The organism is Pectobacterium sp. 1950-15, from assembly GCF_037136835.1.
Lineage (GTDB): Bacteria > Pseudomonadota > Gammaproteobacteria > Enterobacterales > Enterobacteriaceae > Pectobacterium.
The window spans coordinates 204032-224791 of record NZ_JBBBQR010000007.1 but is presented as its reverse complement, the minus strand read 5'-3'; the positions used below and the strand labels follow the sequence as shown (position 1 = coordinate 224791).

19 protein-coding genes are annotated in these 20760 nt (G+C 52.3%); 7 read left to right on the top strand and 12 right to left on the bottom strand.

Annotation, left to right across the window (positions count from 1 at the left end; genetic code table 11):
- Positions 1–2: 2 nt before the first annotated feature.
- Complete coding sequence (locus tag WCT94_RS10610) at positions 3–242, bottom strand: YecH family metal-binding protein (RefSeq protein ID WP_015839899.1); 240 nt, start codon at positions 240–242, stop codon at positions 3–5.
- A gap of 224 nt (positions 243–466) precedes the next feature.
- Between WCT94_RS10610 and rsuA the strand changes: the two genes are divergently transcribed.
- From rsuA to WCT94_RS10595, 3 genes are all read left to right on the top strand, one after another.
- Positions 467–1162 carry a 16S rRNA pseudouridine(516) synthase RsuA gene (gene rsuA / locus WCT94_RS10605; RefSeq protein WP_336869531.1) on the top strand — a complete coding sequence of 232 codons (696 nt, stop codon included), beginning with the start codon at positions 467–469 and terminating at the stop codon, positions 1160–1162.
- A gap of 40 nt (positions 1163–1202) precedes the next feature.
- Positions 1203–2393: a Bcr/CflA family multidrug efflux MFS transporter gene (locus WCT94_RS10600; protein WP_336869530.1), complete on the top strand. Its 1191-nt coding sequence runs from the start codon at positions 1203–1205 to the stop codon at positions 2391–2393.
- Between the two features lie 404 nt (positions 2394–2797).
- Positions 2798–3142, top strand: coding sequence for a YejG family protein (locus WCT94_RS10595; RefSeq protein ID WP_015839902.1), 345 nt, complete (start codon positions 2798–2800; stop codon positions 3140–3142).
- A 31-nt stretch (positions 3143–3173) separates the two neighbouring features.
- On the opposite strand, the gene yejF is transcribed toward WCT94_RS10595, so the two are convergent.
- The 8 genes from yejF to yeiP form a co-directional block, all read right to left on the bottom strand.
- Positions 3174–4790, bottom strand: coding sequence for a microcin C ABC transporter ATP-binding protein YejF (gene yejF, locus WCT94_RS10590; protein WP_336869529.1), 1617 nt, complete (start codon positions 4788–4790; stop codon positions 3174–3176).
- A gap of 1 nt (position 4791) precedes the next feature.
- Positions 4792–5817: an ABC transporter permease gene (locus WCT94_RS10585; protein WP_319847401.1), complete on the bottom strand. Its 1026-nt coding sequence runs from the start codon at positions 5815–5817 to the stop codon at positions 4792–4794.
- Complete coding sequence (locus tag WCT94_RS10580) at positions 5814–6911, bottom strand: microcin C ABC transporter permease YejB (RefSeq protein ID WP_180741318.1); 1098 nt, start codon at positions 6909–6911, stop codon at positions 5814–5816. The genes WCT94_RS10585 and WCT94_RS10580 overlap by 4 nt, the downstream gene beginning before the upstream one ends.
- 9 nt (positions 6912–6920) lie before the next feature.
- Positions 6921–8729, bottom strand: coding sequence for an extracellular solute-binding protein (locus tag WCT94_RS10575; RefSeq protein WP_336869528.1), 1809 nt, complete (start codon positions 8727–8729; stop codon positions 6921–6923).
- A gap of 468 nt (positions 8730–9197) precedes the next feature.
- On the bottom strand, positions 9198–9782 hold the full coding sequence (gene mepS / locus WCT94_RS10570) for a bifunctional murein DD-endopeptidase/murein LD-carboxypeptidase (RefSeq protein WP_336869527.1): 585 nt from the start codon (positions 9780–9782) through the stop codon (positions 9198–9200).
- 322 nt (positions 9783–10104) lie between these two features.
- Positions 10105–10806 (bottom strand): phosphatase PAP2 family protein, encoded by a 702-nt coding sequence (locus WCT94_RS10565; protein ID WP_336869526.1) that lies wholly within the window; start codon positions 10804–10806, stop codon positions 10105–10107.
- A 38-nt stretch (positions 10807–10844) separates the two neighbouring features.
- Complete coding sequence (locus tag WCT94_RS10560; RefSeq protein WP_336869525.1) at positions 10845–11846, bottom strand: CobW family GTP-binding protein; 1002 nt, start codon at positions 11844–11846, stop codon at positions 10845–10847.
- Between the two features lie 86 nt (positions 11847–11932).
- On the bottom strand, positions 11933–12505 hold the full coding sequence (gene yeiP / locus WCT94_RS10555) for an elongation factor P-like protein YeiP (RefSeq protein ID WP_263059394.1): 573 nt from the start codon (positions 12503–12505) through the stop codon (positions 11933–11935).
- Between the two features lie 286 nt (positions 12506–12791).
- Here yeiP and WCT94_RS10550 point away from each other — a divergent pair, with 286 nt between their 5' ends.
- Positions 12792–13046, top strand: a complete 255-nt coding sequence (locus tag WCT94_RS10550; RefSeq protein ID WP_015839911.1) for a hypothetical protein — start codon at positions 12792–12794, stop codon at positions 13044–13046.
- 10 nt (positions 13047–13056) lie between these two features.
- On the opposite strand, the gene setB is transcribed toward WCT94_RS10550, so the two are convergent.
- On the bottom strand, positions 13057–14235 hold the full coding sequence (gene setB, locus WCT94_RS10545) for a sugar efflux transporter SetB (protein WP_336869524.1): 1179 nt from the start codon (positions 14233–14235) through the stop codon (positions 13057–13059).
- Between the two features lie 334 nt (positions 14236–14569).
- Between setB and fruB the strand changes: the two genes are divergently transcribed.
- The 3 genes from fruB to fruA are packed head-to-tail and all read left to right on the top strand — an operon-like array spanning position 14570 to position 18348.
- Positions 14570–15703: a fused PTS fructose transporter subunit IIA/HPr protein gene (fruB, locus tag WCT94_RS10540; RefSeq protein ID WP_336869523.1), complete on the top strand. Its 1134-nt coding sequence runs from the start codon at positions 14570–14572 to the stop codon at positions 15701–15703.
- Complete coding sequence (fruK, locus tag WCT94_RS10535; RefSeq protein WP_005967280.1) at positions 15700–16638, top strand: 1-phosphofructokinase; 939 nt, start codon at positions 15700–15702, stop codon at positions 16636–16638. The genes fruB and fruK overlap by 4 nt, the downstream gene beginning before the upstream one ends.
- Positions 16639–16656: 18 nt before the next feature.
- Positions 16657–18348: a PTS fructose transporter subunit IIBC gene (fruA, locus tag WCT94_RS10530; protein ID WP_336869522.1), complete on the top strand. Its 1692-nt coding sequence runs from the start codon at positions 16657–16659 to the stop codon at positions 18346–18348.
- A 392-nt stretch (positions 18349–18740) separates the two neighbouring features.
- On the opposite strand, the gene nfo is transcribed toward fruA, so the two are convergent.
- Both nfo and WCT94_RS10520 read right to left on the bottom strand, forming a co-directional pair.
- Positions 18741–19586: a deoxyribonuclease IV gene (gene nfo, locus WCT94_RS10525; protein WP_336869521.1), complete on the bottom strand. Its 846-nt coding sequence runs from the start codon at positions 19584–19586 to the stop codon at positions 18741–18743.
- 79 nt (positions 19587–19665) lie between these two features.
- A complete protein-coding gene (locus WCT94_RS10520) occupies positions 19666–20739 on the bottom strand; it encodes a YeiH family protein (protein ID WP_336869520.1) in 1074 nt (357 codons plus the stop codon).
- Between the last annotated feature and the right edge of the window lie 21 nt (positions 20740–20760).

Sequence of the window (20760 nt, the reverse complement as noted above, 5' to 3'; positions counted from 1 at the left end):
AACTAGTGCTGACAGATTTTACTGGCGCTGGTGGTAAAGCCCGCATCCTGCGGGATAAATTTTCCGCGTTCAGACAGAAATTGTACCAGCATCGAGGCCGTCATATTTTCGGCGGAACAGGTATGAAAACGCGCCTCGTTGCCGAAGCGGGCTTCTATCGTGCTGATCAGCTGTTCGGTGGTAAATGACTCACCGGATGCGATCATCATTTGCAACACTTCATGACCGTGAATAGATGACATAGGGTTGTCCTTAAAATGTAAAAAATTGCCCTTATTATGCCTGTTGATAATACCCGGCGCGAGGGATAAGCAACGGTTGTGCAGCCTGAAGGTCGGCTAAAAAGAGCCACTTATGGACGGTGAATTGCAGGACGCGTGAACAAACCCTCGTTATACTACCCCCTCACAATTTAGGGTCTCATGATTTGAGACTGGCTGTTATTTGAGATAGGTAGTGAGCTTTAATGCGATTGGACAAATTTTTATCCCAGCATCTGGGAATTAGTCGTTCGCTGGTGGCGCGTGAACTGCGTGCGCAGCGTGTGACCGTTGACGGTGACGTGGTGAAGAGCGGTGCGTTCAAGCTATCCCCCGAGCATAACGTGGAATTTGATGGCAATCCGCTGGAACAGCAGACCGGTCCGCGCTACTTCATGCTGAATAAGCCTCAGGGCTATGTCTGTTCAACGGACGACCCCGATCATCCCACCATTTTGTATTTTATGGATGTCCCGGTGGCGCACAAACTGCATGCGGCAGGCCGACTGGATATCGATACCACGGGGCTGGTGTTGTTAACGGACGATGGACAATGGTCACATCGTATTACCTCGCCTAAGCATCAGTGTGAAAAGACCTACCTGGTGACGCTGGAGCAGCCGCTGGCCGAGGATACCGCCGCGCAATTTACAGCGGGCGTACAGTTACATAACGAGAAGAATCTCACTAAACCCGCTACGCTTGAGAAGATAACGGATCATGTCGTTCGACTGACGATTAGCGAAGGTCGCTATCATCAGGTGAAAAGGATGTTTGCGGCGGTGGGGAATCGGGTTGTGGAGCTACACCGCGAGCGTATTGGCGACATCTGGCTGGATAGTGAACTGGAACCGGGGGAATTCCGGGAATTAAGCGATGAGGAGATCGCCAGCGTAAAATAATGCTGTATAGCATGACCTTCTTTCTAATCTGGAGTTATTAGTGCAATTACGCCGTTCTTCTCATCTTGGGCTGATTTTTATTCTTGGCCTGATTTCGATGCTAATGCCGTTAGCCATCGATATGTATTTGCCTGCATTACCGACCATTGCTAACGAGTTTGGCGTGGGGGATGGACACGTCCAAATGACGCTCAGTACCTATGTGCTGGGCTTTGCGATTGGCCAGATGTTCTACGGGCCGATGGCGGATAGCCTGGGGCGCAAGCCTGTGATCCTCGGCGGTACGCTGGTTTTTGCGTTTGCAGGCGTGGCCTGTGCGCTGGCACAAACGGTAGAGCAGCTTATCTACATGCGTTTCTTGCACGGGGTTTCTGCCGCTGCCGCTGCGGTGGTAATTAATGCCCTGATGCGCGATATGTTCTCGCGGGATGATTTTTCCCGCATGATGTCGTTTGTCGTGCTGGTGATGACGGTCGCACCGCTCATTGCGCCGATTGCTGGTGGTTGGCTGCTTCTATGGTTTAGCTGGCATTCGATTTTCTGGACGATCTCTGGTGCGGCGTTTCTGGCCGCAGCGCTGATTTTCTTTTTTATCAAAGAAACCTTACCGCCTGCGAAGCGGCAGAAATTTCATCTGCGCACTACCATCGGGAATTTTGCCATCCTGTTCCGCCACAAGCGGGTGTTCAGCTATATGGTGGCGAGCGGGCTGTCGTTTTGCGGCATGTTTTCCTTCCTGAGCGCCGGGCCATTTGTGTATATCAACCTGTATGGTGTGTCGCCTCAGAATTTTGGTTATTACTTTGCTCTGAACGTCGTCTTCCTGTTTGTGGTGACGTTGTTTAACAGCCGTAATGTGCGGCGGTTGGGCGCGCTGGCGATGTTCCGTGCGGGGCTGGTGATCCAGTTTGCGATGGGTATATGGCTGGTGATTGTCTGCCTGTTCGATCTCGGGTTCTTACCGTTGGTATTTGGCGTTGCGCTGTTTGTTGGCTGTATTGCGATGGTTGCGTCGAATGCGATGGCGGTTATCCTTGATGATTTCCCTCATATGGCAGGGACAGCATCGTCGCTCGCGGGAACGCTGCGCTTCGGTCTTGGCGCGATTGTGGGCGTTATTCTATCTCTGGCCTCATTCAACAGCGCCTGGCCGATGGTGCTATCAATGGCACTCTGTTCGATTGGTGCCTTTCTGCTGTATCGGTACGCGAACCGCTCAGCCGCGTCCTGATTTTCCCTTCTTCTCCGGTGCAGGAAAGGTATTCCTGCACTTGAGTCTGTTTTCTTCTTTCTTCATTTCCTTTCTGACGGCGACAGCCTGTCATGGTTTTTTGTTTTGTAAATGTAAAATAGTTGACCCAAAAGTGAACGGACGGGTCGAAAAGGGTTGAGATATTAAATGGAAAAGGTTACATATAGCCGGAAAAGAAGAAAGATTCGTGATCGATTTGGCATTAATAGTGCTTGCAATCAGGCTTGTTCGCCACTATCACGATATGAAATCGCCACTATCACGATATGAAAAAAGTGCGTTTGTTGTTTTTTTGTTCACGAAAGGTGGCAAGAAATGGTGTGAACACGCTACTATGATAAATATGTTACTATTTTGTGAATTATTACCTGAGGAAAACAGTAGTGGACAGTTTCCAACTTTCGGTAGTGCATCGTTTGCCGCAAAGTTATCGCTGGTTATCGGGTTTTGCAGGCGTCAATGTTGAACCGATTCCGCTGAGCGGCAGAGAAGAAGAGAATAACCTGATTGGCCTCAAGCTGTTGAGCCATGACGGCGATATTGCATGGAAAATCATGCACCAGTTGCATCAGTCTCTGTCTGAGATTCAGGTTGAATGCGCCGTTCTGGAATGGGAAGGCGAGCCGTGCCTGTTTTTACATCGCAATGATGAAAGTACGGCAATGTGCCGTTTGAAGAACGTCGGTGTCGCTATCGCTGAGTCCGTATCGGCACAATACCCCTTTTAAACCGCAGCGTCAGCAGACTGGCGCCGCGGTATTATGCCGACGGTGTTTCCGCCGTATAGGATGAAAACTGTAGCAGTTCACGCGTGTAATGTTTGGCAGGGTGCGCAAATACCTGTTTGCATTCGCCCTGTTCGACCACTTCACCTTGTTGCAACACAATAACCTGATGGCACAGTGAGCGGATAACCTGCAAATCATGGCTGATAAACAGGTAGGCGATTTTGTGCTTTTCCTGTAATGATTTCAGTAGCGCCAGAATTTGTGCCTGCACCGTTCTGTCCAGCGATGATGTGGGTTCATCAAGGATCAGCAGCTCCGGTTGCAGTATCAGGGCGCGAGCGATAGCGATACGCTGACGCTGACCGCCGGAAAACTCGGAGGGATAGCGGTAGCGGGTCGTCGGATCCAACCCAACTTCCTGCATCGCCTCAACCACACGCTGGTCGCGCGCCTCTTTGCTCAACTTATGATGGACGGTTAATCCCTCAGCAATAATTTGCTCCACATTCAGCCGCGGGTTCAGCGCAGAGTTCGGATCCTGAAAGACAACCTGAATCCGGTGGCGGAAAGGCAGCATTTGCTTACGGGTTAGCCCTTGCAAGGGCTGGCCGTCAAACCAGATATCGCCGCGTGATTGAATCAGGCGCAGCAGCGCGAGTCCGGTCGTGCTTTTTCCTGAGCCGGATTCCCCCACCAGACCGAGACTTTCGCCGCGTCGTAAGGTGAAGTTGATATTGTTCACTACCTGCTTTTCGTCAACGGTACGGCGCAAAAGGCCACGTTTGATGGGAAATGAAACGTGCAGTTTTTCCACCCGCAAAAGAGGTTCGCCGTCATCTGTTACCGGAAGCGGTTCGCCCGACGGCTCGGCATCCAGCAATTGGCGCGTGTAGGAGTGCTGCGGTGCGCTGAAAAGTTGCTGACAGCGATTATGTTCTACGGCCTGACCGGCTTTCATGACCGATACGCTATCTGCTAACTGACGGACAATATTCAGGTTGTGGGTGATGAACAGTAAACTCATCCCTAGTTCTTGCTTCAGCTCGTTCAGCAATTTCAATATTTGCGCCTGCACGGTCACGTCCAACGCCGTTGTGGGTTCATCGGCAATCAGTAAATCCGGCTGTGTCAGCAGCGCCATCGCAATCATGACACGCTGGCGTTCCCCGCCGGAAAGCTGGTGCGGAAAGTCATTCAACCGGCTTTTCGCCTGCCGAATCCCTACGCGATCCAGACAGGTAATGACTTCGCTACGGGCTGCCTCGGTGCGCATACCCTGGTGGAGCGAAAGCACTTCAATCAGCTGTTTCTCAATGCTTTGCAGAGGGTTAAGCGACACCATCGGCTCTTGAAAGATCATCGCGATCCGGTTGCCGCGTATCTGACGCAGTGTTTTTTCATCAGCATGCAGCAGCGATTGCCCTGCGAAGCGGATATCCCCCTGTGGATAAATGACTGGCGGGGAAGGGAGCAAACGCAAAACCGACAGTGCGGTGACGCTCTTACCCGAGCCTGATTCACCAACCAGCGCCAGCGTCTCACCTGCGTTCACCGTCAGTGACAGCTGATCGACAACGCGCTGCTCCTGATCGCCTTTGCGGAAGGCAATGCTGAGATTATCTATCTGCAATAAAGGTGAACTGGACATATTAATGCGCCTTGCTAGGGTCAAAGGCGTCGCGCACCGCTTCGCCAATAAAAATGAGTAAGGAAAGCACGATGGAAAGTACCATAAACACGGTAATGCCCAGCCACGGCGCCTGAAGGTTATTTTTCCCTTCCAGCAATAAGGTGCCTAATGACGGTGAGCCCATCGGCAGACCAAAGCCGAGAAAGTCCAGCGATGTCAGCGTGGTAATCGAGCCGCACAGAATGAAGGGCAGATAAGTCAGCGTGGCGACCATCGCGTTTGGCAGCATGCAGCGGAACATAATCGCGCGGTCGCTGACGCCCATCGCCTGTGCGGCGCGAATATAGTCAAAATTTCGCGTACGCAGAAATTCTGCTCGCACCACGCCAACCAGGCTCATCCAGCCGAAAAGGACGGTAATCGCTAATAGCCACCAGAAATCTGGCTGAATCACGCTGGACAGCAGGATGATGAGAAATAATGTCGGCATGCCGGACCAGACTTCGATGAAGCGTTGGCCCCATAGGTCGAGACGCCCGCCGTAATAGCCCTGTGTCGCTCCGACGGCGATACCAATCACGCTGGACAGGATTGTGAGCGCCAGGCCGAACAGCAGTGAGATACGGAAGCCATATAGCACCTGTGCAACCACATCTTTCCCCTGGCTGTCCGTGCCCAGCCAGTTCTGCCAGTCTGGCGCTGACGGAAAGGATGCCGTAGTGGCATAGTTGATGGTGTCGTAGCTGTAGTGAATCAGCGGCCAGATAGCCCAGCCGTGGCTGCTGATACGCTCGGCGATATAAGGATCGCGGAAGTCAGCGGTGGTATCCAACTGTCCGCCGAATGTTCTCTCGCTGTGGTCAATGAGCACTGGCGTATAGAACTGACCGTCATATTTCACCAGCAGCGGTTTATCATTGGCGATGAGTTCGGAAAACAGGCTGACGATAAACAGCACCATGAAAATCCACAGCGACCAGTAACCACGGCGATTACTTTTAAAACGCGCCCAGCGCGCCTGATTAATCGGGCTTAAGCGGCTCATTGGCGTCCCTCAAAATCGATACGCGGATCCACCAGCGTATAAGTCATGTCGCTGACGATGTTCAGCAGTAAGCCGATCAACGTGAAGATATACAGCGTGCCGAACATAACAGGATAGTCACGTTGCAGCGTGGCGTCATAGCCCAACAGGCCCAGCCCGTTGAGCGAGAACATCACCTCAATCAGTAGCGATCCGGTAAAAAACATACTGATAAACGTGGCGGGGAAGCCGGCAATCACCAGCAACATGGCATTACGGAATACGTGGCGGTAGAGAATGCTCTTTTCATCCAGCCCTTTAGCGCGCGCGGTAACAACGTACTGCTTACGAATCTCATCCATAAACGAGTTCTTGGTGAGCATCGTTAGCGTGGCGAAACCGCCAATGACGGAAGCCAGAACCGGTAGGGCGATATGCCACAAGTAGTCGGTAATCTTGCTGTACCACGGCAGGGTATCAAAATTGCTGGAAACCAGCCCTCGAAGCGGGAACCAGTCCAGGTAACTGCCGCCGGCGAACAGCACAATCAAAATGATCGCAAACAAAAACGCTGGAATGGCATACCCGATAATGATTAACGTGCTGCTCCAGGTATCGAACGGCGTGCCATTCTTCACGGCTTTCTTGATACCCAGAGGAATGGATATCAGGTAGACGATCAGCGTACTCCACAGCCCCAGCGTGATGGAAACTGGCATGCTTTCTTTAATTAATTGCATCACCGAAGAACCGCGGAACAGGCTGTCGCCGAAGTCAAAGCGGACATAATCCCACAGCAATTTAAAGTAGCGTTCATGGATTGGTTTATCGAAGCCATAACGCTTGGTGATTTCTTCGATGACTTCCGGGTCGAGGCCGCGTGAACCGCGGTAAGCGTTCTCAATATTCGGTGCGCCGCTGGTGCCCGCTCGTGCCATACCGGCATCCATTCCGCTATTGGCGGTATAACCGCTACCGTGCCCCATTTCAATTGCCGCAATGGCCTGATCCACCGGGCCGCCGGGGGCAATTTGTACAATGAAGAAATTAATCGTGATGATTGCCCACAGGGTTGGAATAACCAGCAAGAGGCGGCGTAACAGATACGTTCCCATTTTTATTCCTTAACGTCGCTCTGCAGGCAGCGTGGCTGCCTGTTGGGTATCGAACCACCAGCCATCAAAACCAAGCGAATAGGCAGGGCGTACAGCGGGCATGGCGAACTTGTTCCAATAGGCGAAACGGTCATGATTGGAATACCACATCGGAATCATAAACTGATTCCAGGTCAGTACCCTGTCCAGCGCGCGGCCTAATGACAACAACGGGACTTTCTGCCCCTGATGCTTAACGATTTCCGCGATGAGCGAATCAATCGCGGGATCGCTGACGCCGGAAGTATTGTAGGTTGAGTCGATATACTGCGAGCTCCAGCGCATTTGCAGACTGTCATCGGGGTAGATGAACGCAGGGTACACCGTTGCCGTCATATCTAAATCGCGCTTGCGCAGGCGGCTGTTGAACTGGGTGCTGTCGATGTTACGCACGTTCATGGTGATACCGAGTTTTTTCAGGCTCTGTTGAAAAGGCAGGACATACTGTGAGTTACCGGCGCTTGGCAACAGCAGTTCAAACGTAAATGGCTGTCCGGTTTTGCTATTGACCAGCTTTTGATCTTTCAATTCCCAACCGGCTTCTTCCAACAGTTTGAGTGCCTTAAGCCAGTTTTGTCGATCATAGCCGCTGCCGTCGGAAGAGGGCGGTTGATAGCTGGGGCCAAAGACCTCGGCGGGTATCTTGTCTTTCAGCGGCGTCAGCCAAGCCAATTCTTCTGCGCTGGGTTCGCCTTTAGCGGCATACTCGGTGTTTTGGAAATAGCTGTTGGTACGCTGATAGGCGTTGTAATACAGCGCCTTGTTCATCCAGTTAAAGTCAAAGGCCAGCGCTAGCGCCTGACGCACGCGTCGATCCTGAAAGAGTGGGCGCTGGGTATTGAATACCAGCCAGCGCGTAGACTGGGCGGATTGATTGATCTGATCTTGTTTGATGATATAGCCGCGTGCAAAGTTGCCGCCCTGATATTGGGTCGCCCAGTTTTTTGGTGAACCTTCCTCACGCAGGTCGAAAGCGCCGGCTTTAAACGCCTCCAGCGCGACACTGTCATCCATATAGTAGTCGTAGCGAATTTTATCGAAATTGTATTGGCCTTTATTGACCGGCAGATCGGCACCCCAATAGTCTTTCACGCGAGAATAGGTGACATATTGTCCGGTACGGTAGGCGGTGATGCGGTAAGGCCCACTGGCCGGTGGCGGATACGCTAGCGGTTCGTTGAATTTATGATTCTTCCAGAATTTCTCCGGCATGATGGGGAGTGTCATCAGGCTGAACATGCGGTTTTTGTCGGAGACAGGAAAATCGAAACGTACAGTTAGCGGTGCAACGACCTTGGCGGTGACATCTTTAAAATAGATGCGGAACTGCGGCACGCCCTGCGTCATGAACATATTGTAGGTGAACGCGACGTCGGCGGCGGTAATCGGTGACCCGTCATGAAAGCGGGCGTTGGGATTCATTTCGATTTCAATCCAGCGGAAATCCGCTGAATGGCGTGTTGTCAGGGCAACCAGTGGGTAATAACTACCGGGCTCGTCATCGGAAGAAACAAAGAGCGAATCATAGAGCCGTTCAGTTCGTGCAGCCGCCACGCCACGTAGCGCGTAACGGTTGAAGTTGTCAAAGGTCCCCAGTGCGCTGAGGGTGATGCTGCCGCCTTTGGGCGCATCAGGATTGACGTAATCAAAATGACTGAAATTTCCGGCATATTTGGGCTCGCCCAAAAGGGCAAAGCTGGCGCTGTTTTCAATCGTTTCGGCATGCAGCCCAAAATGGGTCGTGCAAAGCAATACGGCAGCGATAACGCGTTTTAACATCTGACGGTAATCTCCTGCGAGCGGGCGTTATCCGGTTGGGGAGCGTCTGATGCAGACGTGCCATACCGTAACGTCAACAATGCCGATTTCCTCGGCATAAAGTTCTTGAAATAATTAACATTCCCATCGGGAAGCTGCGTGTTTTCTTTTTATCATGAAATCAGGTGATAAACCTACCTTAATCACGGCCTGTTAATGTTTCAGGTTGTTCAGTTAGTCATATTTTGCGCGGTGCACCGCAGAAGAGGGGGGGATGTGCGGTAGGATTCGGGTGAAAAGCAGGCATAAAAAATTTCTGGGAGAAATTTTTAACGTTGCGTAGCAACGGCCCGTAGGGTGATGGACATCTTTGTCCATCATAAAAAACGCCGCTTGTTATAAGCGGCGTTGATGTCGTCTCGTTTCGTTGGCTAACAGCAAGGTTCTTCTACTAGCAAAGCAATATCACAGCAAGGGAGCGGATATTGATTAGCTGGTCGTTGTTCCTTTACTCAGAACACGGCGTCCTTCTTGATAACGCTTATCCCAGTAGTCTTCCGTCATTTTAGAAATAATGACGCCGCTGCTGGTTGACGCGTGGACGAACTGATCGTTGCCGAGGTAAATACCAACGTGGCGTCCGGTTGAACCCGCACGGAACAGAACAAGATCGCCAACGCGCAGTTTGTTGCGCTGAATTTTCTGGCCCATCTCTTGCTGTTCATAGGTTGAACGCGGTAAATCCATACCAAACTGTTCGCGGAATGTGCGCTGAACGAAAGCTGAGCAATCAATGCCACGGCGACTATCACCACCTAAGCGGTAACGAACACCTTTCCAGCTGGCATATTGGTTGAGTAATTTGGACTTAATGTCCACGTTACGCACTAATGCTTCAAATTCATCCTGAGAGGCTTGCAGTAAAAGACCATCTTTATCATTAACTGCATGCATATCAGTTTGAGCTTTATGGTTGTATGCACTGTTACTTCCACATGCGGAGAGCATCATTGCTACCGCGACGGCAGGCACTGCCCGCCAGATATATCTCAGAATCGGTTGAGACTTGACCATTATTGTTATGTTCCCTTGCTGTCCTTAACGATAAATATCGCTATGTAGTATCCCCATTTCACTGGGGCATAAATGCCAAACGAAAACGAGACTCAGACTAAAACAGAGTTTCTTCTTAGCCAAACACTCATCGGCGAAAATGTGTCGGAATGCACATTATTTCTCTTGCCGCTGTTAGTTCAGTATGCGCTAAAAAGCAAACTTGAACGAGACTACCGCAACAGCAGCAGGATTGCGAGAAGTTTTAACTATTTTATTTATAAGATTTAATGATGTGTTCAGCTAAAAAATGTCGATGTAAAAAATCTGAAATCATAGGGATTTATACTGTCGATTTTTTAGGTAATCGCCGGTTTAACAGGGCAATAGCGGCATCGCTTGCTGGCGTCAATAGCCACCAGCTCAGGCCAACCAGAACCACTGAGAGCGAACCGACTGCAATATCGGTAAACCAATGTGCGCCAATCATGATTCGAGGTAATGAAAAAATCACCATGATGACCAGACCGATGGCGAAAGCGGTACGGGTGAAATAGCGCAGCATAAAAGCGGCAAAGATCATCAGCATCATGCCGTGGTCGCCAGGGAAGCTGTCGGATGAAGCATCTTTGGTCGGAATACCGGTTAAGTCTGAAACGCGGTTGACGTCGCTAAAATAGAGCGTCGGGCTGGCGTGTTGCACAGGTAATAAATGTCCTGCCTGATTCAGCGCCACCGCAGTGAGCAGCATGACAAATCCGATGATTAATAAACGGCGGCGTTCTGCGGGCGTGGCTTTCAGATAAAACGACAGATACAGCAGGCCCATCGCAATGAGCGCACAGCCGTCAAAGGCGCGATTGTTAGTAATGGCAACCAGATGTAAAAACGCCGGACTATCGACTAAGAGACGGTTGAAATAGAAAAAGATATGGCTGTCGAGCGTGAGCCAAAAACCATGATTTTCCAGCAGATACCAGGATAAAAACAGACCCATGCCCAAGACATTGAGCGCTAAAATAGAAGAAAGACGAGCAAAAGACATAAGGTAAAGCATCCAAATAAAGACGAAAAAACTCTAGTTTAATCCACGTTAGTTAAACGAGCCTTTAACAGCGAGGCTTGTAACGTATTCCATTCTGCCGGTGTTTCATTGATGATTTCGATACGGCTATCAATCGGTGCCGTTGATCGGGTTTCTATATGCAGATCGTGTCCCTGACGGTTCACGACCAGCGTCCCTTCCTTTATACGCATCACCCCTTTAACCCGACTCACGGGAGAAAGACGAACCCAGTCCAGCAGCGCAGCGGTATCAAAAACGGTTTCAGGTGCGAATATCCAGCCACAGGCGTGGTAGCCCTGTCCCTGATTGAGCGAACGTCGCCAGGATTGCCCACCCGGTAATTGCAGCGCGGCTAGGCCATTTTTTGGCTGATGCGCATGGTGATGTGCACCATCTGGAAGTTCGCGTATACGTTCTTGCGATGAAGGGGGGCGCGGTTGGTCGAGCAACTGCCAGTCAATATTTCCCTGACTAGCCTCGATAATTTGTCGACCATCGCCGCTTGCCTGCTGCCACTGCTGCAAGGCCGCGAGATCGTCGGCGGTATAAGTATCACGCTTGTTAGCGATAATCATATCCGCGGCGGCAAGCTGATCGCGGAAGTTCTCATTTTCCGTGTAGCGCCTTTCACTTAACTGGCGAGCATCCAGCAGACACAGCGTCGCCTGTAATATCAGCCAGGGCTGATAGATATCACTTGTCAGCAAGGAGAGAATTTGTTTCGGGTGGCCGAGCCCCGTAGGTTCGATGAGTAGACGGTGGGGTTTCTTCTGTTGCAGCAGCATATTCAGGCCAACCTGCATAGGTAGACCGTTCACGCAGCACATACAGCCGCCGGGAATCTCTTTCAACACCGCGCCGCTGTCTGCCAGTAGCGCACCGTCAATACCCACTTCGCCGAATTCATTGACCAGGACCGCCCAGACTTCGCCTTCAGGCTTTTGCGACAGCAGATGACGAATCGTGGTGGTTTTTCCACTACCGAGAAACCCTGTGATCAAATTGACTTTCGTTAGCATGGCAGGCTCCTATGCGGGGGAGGTTTGACGTGTGCCGGATAGATCATCCGGCGACAAGTATTGTGCGGGAAGCACAATGTAGAATGTTAGTCTGCGCGACCCATATAGCGGCGTTCTGGAATGTGAATACGGATTTTTTCACCCGCGCTCAGATATTCTGGCACCGGAATGGTCAGCCCTGTGCTCATGGTGGCCGGTTTGTTGCGCGCACTGGCGGAGGCGCCTTTAATGCCCGGTGCCGTATCAATGATTTCCAGGTCTACCGTTTGTGGCAGTTCCAGCGCGATGATCTGGCCGTCCCAGCTCAATACCTGAATTCCCGGCATGCCGCCTTCAGGGATAAACAGCAGCTCTTCTTCTATTTGATCTTTTTTGAAGAGGTAAGGGGTGTAATCCTCATCATCCATAAAGACGTATTCGTCGCCATCGATATAAGAGAAGGTGACCGTGCGGCGTGTCAGCGTGATGGTGTCGAGAATATCATCGCCTTTAAAACGTTCTTCCACTTTCAGCCCGGTACGTACGTCAGAAAAACGCATCTTGTATAGCGTGCTGGCACCACGGGCGCTGGGGCTTTGGACATCGATATCCTTTACCAGCAATAACTTGTCGTTATAGTTAACGACCATACCACGTTTAATCTCGTTCGCTCTTGCCATAAAAATTACCTGCTATAAGGAGTGTGATTTTTGTGGCGACACGTTACTCGCGCCGAAGAGTTCAGGCAAGTGATACTCGTCATCCTTCAAATTTCATGTACGTTGGCTGCGTTCACTCACCCGAATCACTTACTTGTGTAAGCTCATCGGGATTCCTTCGCTTGCCGCCTGCCTGAAATTCGAATTATTTAGAGTATAAGATGAAGGGAGCTGATATTGGTTTTTGACGACGAGACTGCTATCGTGGCGCTCTCTATCTTTTGTCAGCCCACCGGAGAGTTTGCTGATGGACTGTCGCTCCCATTGCGGTGCCTGTTGTACCGCGCCATCGATTTCAACCCCTATGCCGGGGTTGCCGCATGGCAAGCCCGCTAATACGCCCTGTATTCATCTTGATGACGCGATGCGCTGCGGATTATTTCATTCACCGCTGCGGCCCGCCGTTTGTGCTGGGCTACAGCCCCGCGCAGATATGTGTTTCAGCCATCGGGACGAGGCGATGGTTTACCTGCTTAAACTGGAAGCTGACACGGCGCCTTAACGTACGACGATCAGGCGTCCTTGATACGCCACATACAATAGATGGAACCGACAATCATCAGCAGCGCGAAGAAGAAGACCGCGTGATAGTTCCAGATTTCAGCAACGATCCCAGCCAGTGAACCAGAGATGATCCAGCCAACGCGCGTAGTATTGGTGAACAGCGTGGTGGCGGCACCCGCTTGCCCAGGCATCAAATCCTGGAAATAAAGCATGCCGATTCCGGCCAGAATACCAATGAAAATGGCATTCAGCACTTGTAACACCAGCAGGGCTATTTCCCCGTCGAGAACCAGCAAACCGCCGAAAAACAGCAGCCCGGAGGCCACGGCAAGCCGCATCAGGAAACGTTTCCCGAAGCGTTTAGCGACGTAACCGGCAATCAGCATGACTGGAATTTCCAGCCCGGCAGCCACACCCATCATGATCCCCGCCAGCTTCTCCGGCAGATGCAGTTCATGCACCAGATACAGCGGCATATTAATGAGGTAAATGCCGTTGCAGGTCCACATTAAGGTACAGGCAACGAACAGCAAGAGCGTGTCCCGGCGATTGCGACGTGGCGATTCCAGCGTAGAGGTGGTCTTTTCCACGGCTTTGGGCATGGAAGGCAGGAAGAGTTTGACCAGAATACCGCACAGAATAAAGACAGCCGCAGCGGTCAGATACATCGTCGTGAAGCCGAAGCCCAGCGCCAGTGCAAAAGCGATAGGGGGGCCAACAACCCAGGCGAGAGAAATCTGGGCGCGGAGGATGGAGCTGAACATCGCCGCTTCTCGACCGGTTTTGTCTGCGTGCTCCCGCGCCAGCGCAAAGAGCTGCGGGTTTGCGGTTGAGCCAAAGCTGCTCAGCAGAACGCCGATAAAAAGCAGAATAAAGTAGTTACGATTCCAGGCAAACAGCATGCAGGCTAGTGCGCCCAGCAGGCAGCAGACGAAGATCAGCGATTTGCGATCGCCCTGACGGTCCGAGCGCGTGGCCAGCATTTGGCTGACGATAATGCCGATAACCGCACTGCCGGTATAAAACATCCCCACGAGGAAAGGACGAGCCTGCACTTCGCTGGAAAGGAAGAGGCTGAGCGTAGGAAGTTGCAGGGCACCGGCCGTACCGGTCAGAAAGGCAATAACCAGGAATGCTGACGATGTCAGGTCAAGCGGGCGTCGTGTTGTGTTTGCTGGAGTGAACATAAATTGATAGCGCTTGGAAAATAGGCAGAGGCTGTCGAGCGCGACAGTCTACTCGGGTTTATAATGAAACAGAAATCTTGTTTCATTATTTTTCGTCAGCACGGCTTCAGCCTTTTGCGGATTTTTGTTGGCGGGCAGCGCATCATCCACGTTAAAATGTGCGTGATGTCAAAATTCTGTTACGTCAGCAGCGTAGAAAGCTTGCATAAATGCCGTAATAGAATGAGACTTTTGAAACGTTTCAGCGGAATTTTTTTTGAAACGCCCTAACAATCGACACATTTTTTTCTCATAAAAGCTGAAACGATTCAACTTTCAGCAAGAGAGGAGAGCCATGTTCCAGTTGTCACAGCAAGATATTCATTTGGGCGCAGCGGCCAGTAATAAGCAGGAAGCTATCCAGCTTGTTGCTTCAGCACTGACCGATGCCGGGTGCGTTAACGCAGGGTATGTCGACGGCATGCTCCAGCGCGAACAGCAAACATCCACCTATTTGGGAAGCGGCATTGCTATCCCTCACGGCACCACCGATACCCGCGATCTGGTATTGAAGACCGGGGTTCAAGTATTTCAATTTCCTCAGGGTATCGCCTGGGGTGAAGATCAAACCGCCTACGTGGTGTTGGGGATTGCAGCACGCTCTGATGAACACCTTGCGCTGCTGCGTCAGCTGACTCACGTCCTGAGTGACGATCGCGTAGCAGCACGTTTGGCAAGCACCACATCAGCAGAGGAACTGCGTAGCCTGCTGATGGGCGAGCAACAGCTGGCAGAATTCCGCTTTGACACCTCGCTGATTGCGCTGGATGTGGCGACCGATAACCTGCTGACACTTCAGGCGCTGAATGCCGGTCGTCTTCAGCAGGTCGGTGCAGCAGACGCCAGCTTCGTCAGCACCGCTGTCAGTAACAAGCCGCTGAATCTGGGACAAGGTGTATGGTTCAGCGATAGCGCTGTCGGTAACCTCAGCAGCGCGGCAGCAGTCGCTCGTCCAGCGACGCCTTTCAGCGTTGACGGTGAAAACGTGGCGTTATTGGTCACGGTAGCTGCGGCTGACGATCAGGCTTTTGCGCCGATCGATTACCTGAGTAACCTGCTGATTGCACAAAAAGCAGAACGTTTGCTGACGGCTGACGCACCGACGCTGCTGGCTCTCTTGACCAGCGATGTACCGGAAGAAAGTGAAGTGCTGACGGCAGAATTTACCATTCGTAACGAACACGGCCTGCACGCGCGTCCGGGCACCATGCTGGTGAATGTGATCAAACAGTTCACCAGTGAGATTACGGTGACTAATCTGGATGGCACAGGCAAACCGGCAAATGGCCGCAGCCTGATGAAAGTCGTCGCGCTGGGCGTGAAAAAAGGTCACAAACTGCGCTTCACCGCCAGCGGTAGCGATGCAGAACAAGCACTGGCTGCTATTGGCGACGCGATTACGTCCGGTTTGGGCGAGGGGGCAGCATGAGCAGGAGAGTAGCCACAATCACCCTGAATCCAGCTTATGACCTGGTTGGCTATTGCCCGGAAGTTGAGAAAGGCGAAGTCAATCTGGTTCAGACAGCGGGTCTGCACGCCGCAGGCAAAGGCATTAACGTTGCCAAGGTGCTGAAAGATCTCGGGATTGATGTCACGGTAGGTGGCTTTCTGGGCAAAGACAATCAGGATGGTTTTCAGCAACTGTTCAGCGAACTGGGCATTGCTAACCGTTTCCAGGTTGTTCCAGGACGTACGCGCATTAACGTCAAATTAACCGAAAAAGATGGCGACGTAACTGACTTCAACTTTTCCGGTTTTGAAGTGACACAGCAAGACTGGCAGCGTTTCGTCAATGATTCGCTGAGCTGGCTGGGGCAATTCGATATGGTTGCGGTTAGCGGCAGTCTGCCTGCTGGCGTCGATCCTGATGCGTTTACTGACTGGATGTCTCGTCTGCGTACGCAGTGTCCTTGTATTATTTTCGACAGCAGCCGTGAAGCGCTGGTGGCGGGACTGAAAGCCTCTCCCTGGTTGGTAAAACCGAACCGCCGGGAGCTGGAAATATGGGCTGGGCGTAAATTACCTACGCTGGCTGATGTGGTGGACGCTGCCCACGCGCTGCGTGAACAGGGTATCGCGCATGTTGTGATCTCACTGGGCGCGGAAGGCGCACTGTGGGTGAATGCATCCGGCGCGTGGCTGGCGAAACCACCAGCTTGTGATGTGGTAAGTACGGTAGGTGCGGGCGACTCCATGGTTGGGGGGTTGATTTATGGCTTATTAATGCGTGAGTCCAGTGAGCACACTCTGCGTTTGGCGACGGCCGTTTCAGCACTGGCTGTGAGCCAAAGTAATGTTGGTATTACCGATCGTCCTCAGTTGGCCGCGATGATGGCGCGTGTCGACCTGAAACCCTTTAACTGATACAGCAGGAGATAAACAATGAAAACGCTGCTGATTTTGGATAAATCACTGGGCCTGGCGAGAAGCCAACTGGTGAAGAACCTACTCGGCGCTGCCGCTGCGAAAGCAGGGGTGACGTTTACAGAACAGGCTAACGACGCTGAACTGGCAATCGTTCTGGGCGCATCCGCTGCGGCGGACAGCGCACTGAATGGCAAGCAGGTTTATGTCGGTGACATTGAGCTGGCTGTTTCGCAGCCGGAAGTCTTTTTGGCGAAGGCACAGGCTGAAGCAACGACGTATCAGGCCGTCGCGTCAGCTTCCGTTCAGCAACCTACCACTGCCAAGCGCATTGTTGCCGTAACGGCGTGTCCGACTGGCGTCGCGCACACGTTTATGGCCGCAGAAGCGATTGAAAGCGAAGCGAAAAAACGCGGCTGGTGGGTTAAAGTGGAAACGCGTGGCTCCGTTGGTGCGGGCAATGCGATTACCCCGGAAGAAGTGGAGCAGGCCGATCTGGTGATCGTTGCTGCGGATATTGAAGTCGATCTGGCGAAGTTTGCTGGTAAGAAGATGTATCGCACTTCCACAGGGCTGGCACTGAAGAAGACGGCGCAGGAGTTAGATAAAGCGCAGGCTGAAGCGAAAGTGTATCAGCCGTCTGGACAAGCCAGTGCGTCCAGCGCGAGCGAATCTGCTCAGAAAGGCGGGGCTGGCCCGTATCGTCACCTGCTGACCGGCGTATCCTACATGCTGCCGATGGTGGTGGCGGGCGGTCTGTGTATCGCCCTGTCGTTTGTCTTTGGTATTGAAGCCTTTAAACAAGAAGGTACGTTGGCTGCGGCACTGATGAAGATCGGTGGCGGTTCTGCCTTCGCGCTGATGGTGCCAGTGCTGGCGGGCTATATTGCTTTCTCCATTGCGGATCGTCCGGGCTTAACGCCGGGTCTGGTTGGCGGGATGTTAGCGGTGAGTACAGGTGCGGGCTTCCTCGGTGGGATCATCGCAGGTTTCCTGGCCGGTTATGTTGCCAAAGCGATCAACAATAAGCTGATTCTGCCGCAAAGTCTGACGGCGCTAAAACCGATTCTGATTATTCCGTTGTTCGCGACGCTGATCACCGGTCTTATCATGATTTATGTCGTCGGTACGCCGGTGGCGAAAATCCTGACTGGCCTGACAGGCTGGCTGCAATCCATGGGCACGGCAAATGCGGTAATTCTGGGTGCGATCCTGGGTGCGATGATGTGTACGGATATGGGCGGCCCGGTTAATAAGGTGGCTTACGTCTTCGGTACAACCTTACTCAGTAGTCAGATTTATGCGCCAATGGCGGCGGTGATGGCAGCAGGTATGGTGCCACCGCTGGCAATGGGTCTGGCGACTGTGCTGGCAAGTAAGAAATTCAACCCAACCGAGCGTGAAGGGGGTAAAGCGGCGTTTGTACTGGGCCTGTGCTTTATTTCCGAAGGGGCGATTCCTTACGCCGCGCGTGATCCAATGCGCGTTCTGCCTTGCTGTATTATCGGTGGTGCACTGACCGGTGCGTTGTCGATGGCGGTAGGCGCTAAGCTGATGGCACCACACGGTGGTCTGTTCGTACTGCTGATTCCAGGTGCGATTACCCCGGTTATCGGCTACCTGTTAGCGATCATTGCGGGAACCGCTGTGGCTGGCGTGCTGTATGCGCTGCTGAAACGCTCTGATGAACAACTGGCGAAAGTCGCGTAAGTCTGACTTTTACGATGCAGGAAACGGCGTCGTGAATAAAACGTAATGCCATAACACAAGGATGTGGATGAGATAGCGCCAGTTGGTATTCACCACCTGGCGCTTTTTTATGGGCTCTATCCCAGACGCAAGAAAAGCGATCCGAGGAACGGAAACGGGGGAATGGGATAGAAGAGTAAAGCGTTTTCGCCAGGGACAAAAACGTCAGGAACGTTTTTGAACGTCGCTTGCGACGACCCTGAAAGGGTGAATCTCAGGGATGAGATTCATATCTGCGCAATCCGAGCGTACAAGGATGTATTCACAGCGTCTTTACGATCTACCCATTATCCCCGTCCAGCACACTCTACTAGCAACGTTAAAAACACACCTGCGCTTGGGATAAAAACTAATTAGCATAGGGCTTCGGATTTGAGCCAGGCGATTTCGTCGGCCCAGATATCAGGGTTGATTGTCTCCAGAATCATCGGGATACCATCAAAGCGGGCATCTTTCATGATATAGCTGAAGGCCGTTTTGCCGATATTACCTTCCCCCAGACTATGGTGCCGGTCAACGCGACTGGCGAACGCGCTTTTCGCATCATTCAAGTGCATTCCGCGCAGATAGCGGAACCCAACAATGCGATCAAACTCAGCAAAGGTGGCCGCGCAATCTGCTTCCGTCCGCAGGTCGTAGCCGCCAGCGAAGGCGTGACAGGTATCGATACAGACGCCAACGCGGCTTTTATCTTCTACGCCATCGATGATGGCCGCCAGATGCTCAAAGCGGAAACCGAGATTACTGCCTTGTCCGGCGGTGTTTTCAATCACGGCGGTGACCCCGTCCGTTTCCGCCAGCGCAATGTTGATGGACTCGGCAATACGGGCCAGACAGTCTGCTTCTTCGATCTGTTTCAGATGGCTACCGGGGTGAAAATTCAGCAGACTCAGCCCAAGCTGCTGGCAGCGGGACATTTCATCAATAAACGCGATGCGTGATTTCTCTAACGCCTCGGCATCTGGGTGGCCCAGATTAATCAGGTAACTGTCGTGGGGAAGAATCTGTGCTGACGTATAAGCGTACTGTTCACAGGCGGCTTTAAAACGGTCAATGACCTCGGTGCTGAGCGGTGCAGCCTGCCATTGGCGCTGGTTCTTGGTAAACAACGCGAAAGCCGTCGCCTTTATCTCATGAGCGCGAATCACGGCCTGATCGACCCCGCCAGATGCGCTAACGTGCGCCCCGATGTATTTCATGTTGGTCTCCTTTGGTAACGGAGACATTATGGCACCGTCGGGCACGTTAATCGGACGTTAACAGGTAAATAATTTATCGTTAGCCGAATAAATGCTCGAAGAACAGATTGATGCCTGCACCGCCAACCACCAGCCAGATAAACAGAATGAGGGCCAGCAGCAGCGGTTTTGCGCCGGCCTGACGGATGGCACTGAAGCGGGTGGTGAGCCCCAGCGCAACCATCGCCATGGTGAGTAGTAGATTATCAAGCTGGACCAGTTGCGTGACGACGACGGGGGAAAGGAGCTGGAAGGAATTGAAGGCGGCCACGGCGATAAATCCCAAGGCAAACCACGGGAACATCAGTGGAACCGCGTCTTGCACATCACTTTTTTGCGTCGCCTTTTTCAGGCAAAACCCAAGAATGACAAGGAAAGGCGCCAACATCATCACGCGCAGCATTTTGCTGATGACGGCGATATTTTCTGTGGCACCATCGACAGCATGTCCGGCGGCAACGACCTGAGCGACTTCATGTATCGTCGAGCCAAAGTACAGGCCAGCGATCTGCGGCGTGACGTTAATCCAGTGATGATCGAGATTGAGCTGATAGAGCCACGGATACAAAAACATGGCTGTCGTACCGAAAATCACCACGGTGGAAACGGCGACGGCAATGGCATTGCTGGATGCTTTGACAACGGGTGCGGTTGCCATGATCGCCGCCGCGCCGCAGATGCTGCTGCCAGCACCGATGAGTATCACGGTTTCATTGTCGAGCTTCAGCCAGCGTTTGCCCATCCAGCAGGCGAGCAAAAACGTCAGCGTGACCACGGTAAGGTCGACGGCGACGCCAGTCACGCCAACGGCGGTAATCTGCTGAAAGCTGAGACGAAAGCCATAAAGTATGATGCCCCAGCGGAGTAAATGCTGTTTGACCCACAGCACACCAGGGTCGCACAGCGGATGAAGCCGTGGATAAACGCTGTTTCCCAGCACGATCCCCATCAGGATCGCTAATGTCAGTGAACCCGGTCCCCAGTGGGCGATTTTCGGAATATTTGCCAGCCAGAGGAGTGAAAAAGTTATTAAACTTACTAACAGCAGACCGGGTAATCGCGCTTTTGCTCCATTGGGTGGAACCATCGCTTGTAACGTTGCAGGAAGAGCCATGGGTTTGGTGCCTATTCTGAC

Bases quoted from the DNA above. Each gene is read 5' to 3' on its own strand.
- yejF (WP_336869529.1), bottom strand. From the start codon at position 4,790: ATGTCCAGTTCACCTTTATTGCAGATAGATAATCTCAGCATTGCCTTC.
- WCT94_RS10610 (WP_015839899.1), bottom strand. From the start codon at position 242: ATGTCATCTATTCACGGTCATGAAGTGTTGCAAATGATGATCGCATCC.
- WCT94_RS10565 (WP_336869526.1), bottom strand. From the start codon at position 10,806: ATGTCTTTTGCTCGTCTTTCTTCTATTTTAGCGCTCAATGTCTTGGGC.
- mepS (WP_336869527.1), bottom strand. From the start codon at position 9,782: ATGGTCAAGTCTCAACCGATTCTGAGATATATCTGGCGGGCAGTGCCT.
- nfo (WP_336869521.1), bottom strand. From the start codon at position 19,586: ATGAAATACATCGGGGCGCACGTTAGCGCATCTGGCGGGGTCGATCAG.
- WCT94_RS10550 (WP_015839911.1), top strand. From the start codon at position 12,792: ATGGACTGTCGCTCCCATTGCGGTGCCTGTTGTACCGCGCCATCGATT.
- fruB (WP_336869523.1), top strand. From the start codon at position 14,570: ATGTTCCAGTTGTCACAGCAAGATATTCATTTGGGCGCAGCGGCCAGT.
- WCT94_RS10560 (WP_336869525.1), bottom strand. From the start codon at position 11,846: ATGCTAACGAAAGTCAATTTGATCACAGGGTTTCTCGGTAGTGGAAAA.
- WCT94_RS10520 (WP_336869520.1), bottom strand. From the start codon at position 20,739: ATGGCTCTTCCTGCAACGTTACAAGCGATGGTTCCACCCAATGGAGCA.
- WCT94_RS10585 (WP_319847401.1), bottom strand. From the start codon at position 5,817: ATGAGCCGCTTAAGCCCGATTAATCAGGCGCGCTGGGCGCGTTTTAAA.
- setB (WP_336869524.1), bottom strand. From the start codon at position 14,235: ATGTTCACTCCAGCAAACACAACACGACGCCCGCTTGACCTGACATCG.
- fruA (WP_336869522.1), top strand. From the start codon at position 16,657: ATGAAAACGCTGCTGATTTTGGATAAATCACTGGGCCTGGCGAGAAGC.
- WCT94_RS10580 (WP_180741318.1), bottom strand. From the start codon at position 6,911: ATGGGAACGTATCTGTTACGCCGCCTCTTGCTGGTTATTCCAACCCTG.
- WCT94_RS10575 (WP_336869528.1), bottom strand. From the start codon at position 8,729: ATGTTAAAACGCGTTATCGCTGCCGTATTGCTTTGCACGACCCATTTT.
- yeiP (WP_263059394.1), bottom strand. From the start codon at position 12,505: ATGGCAAGAGCGAACGAGATTAAACGTGGTATGGTCGTTAACTATAAC.
- rsuA (WP_336869531.1), top strand. From the start codon at position 467: ATGCGATTGGACAAATTTTTATCCCAGCATCTGGGAATTAGTCGTTCG.
- fruK (WP_005967280.1), top strand. From the start codon at position 15,700: ATGAGCAGGAGAGTAGCCACAATCACCCTGAATCCAGCTTATGACCTG.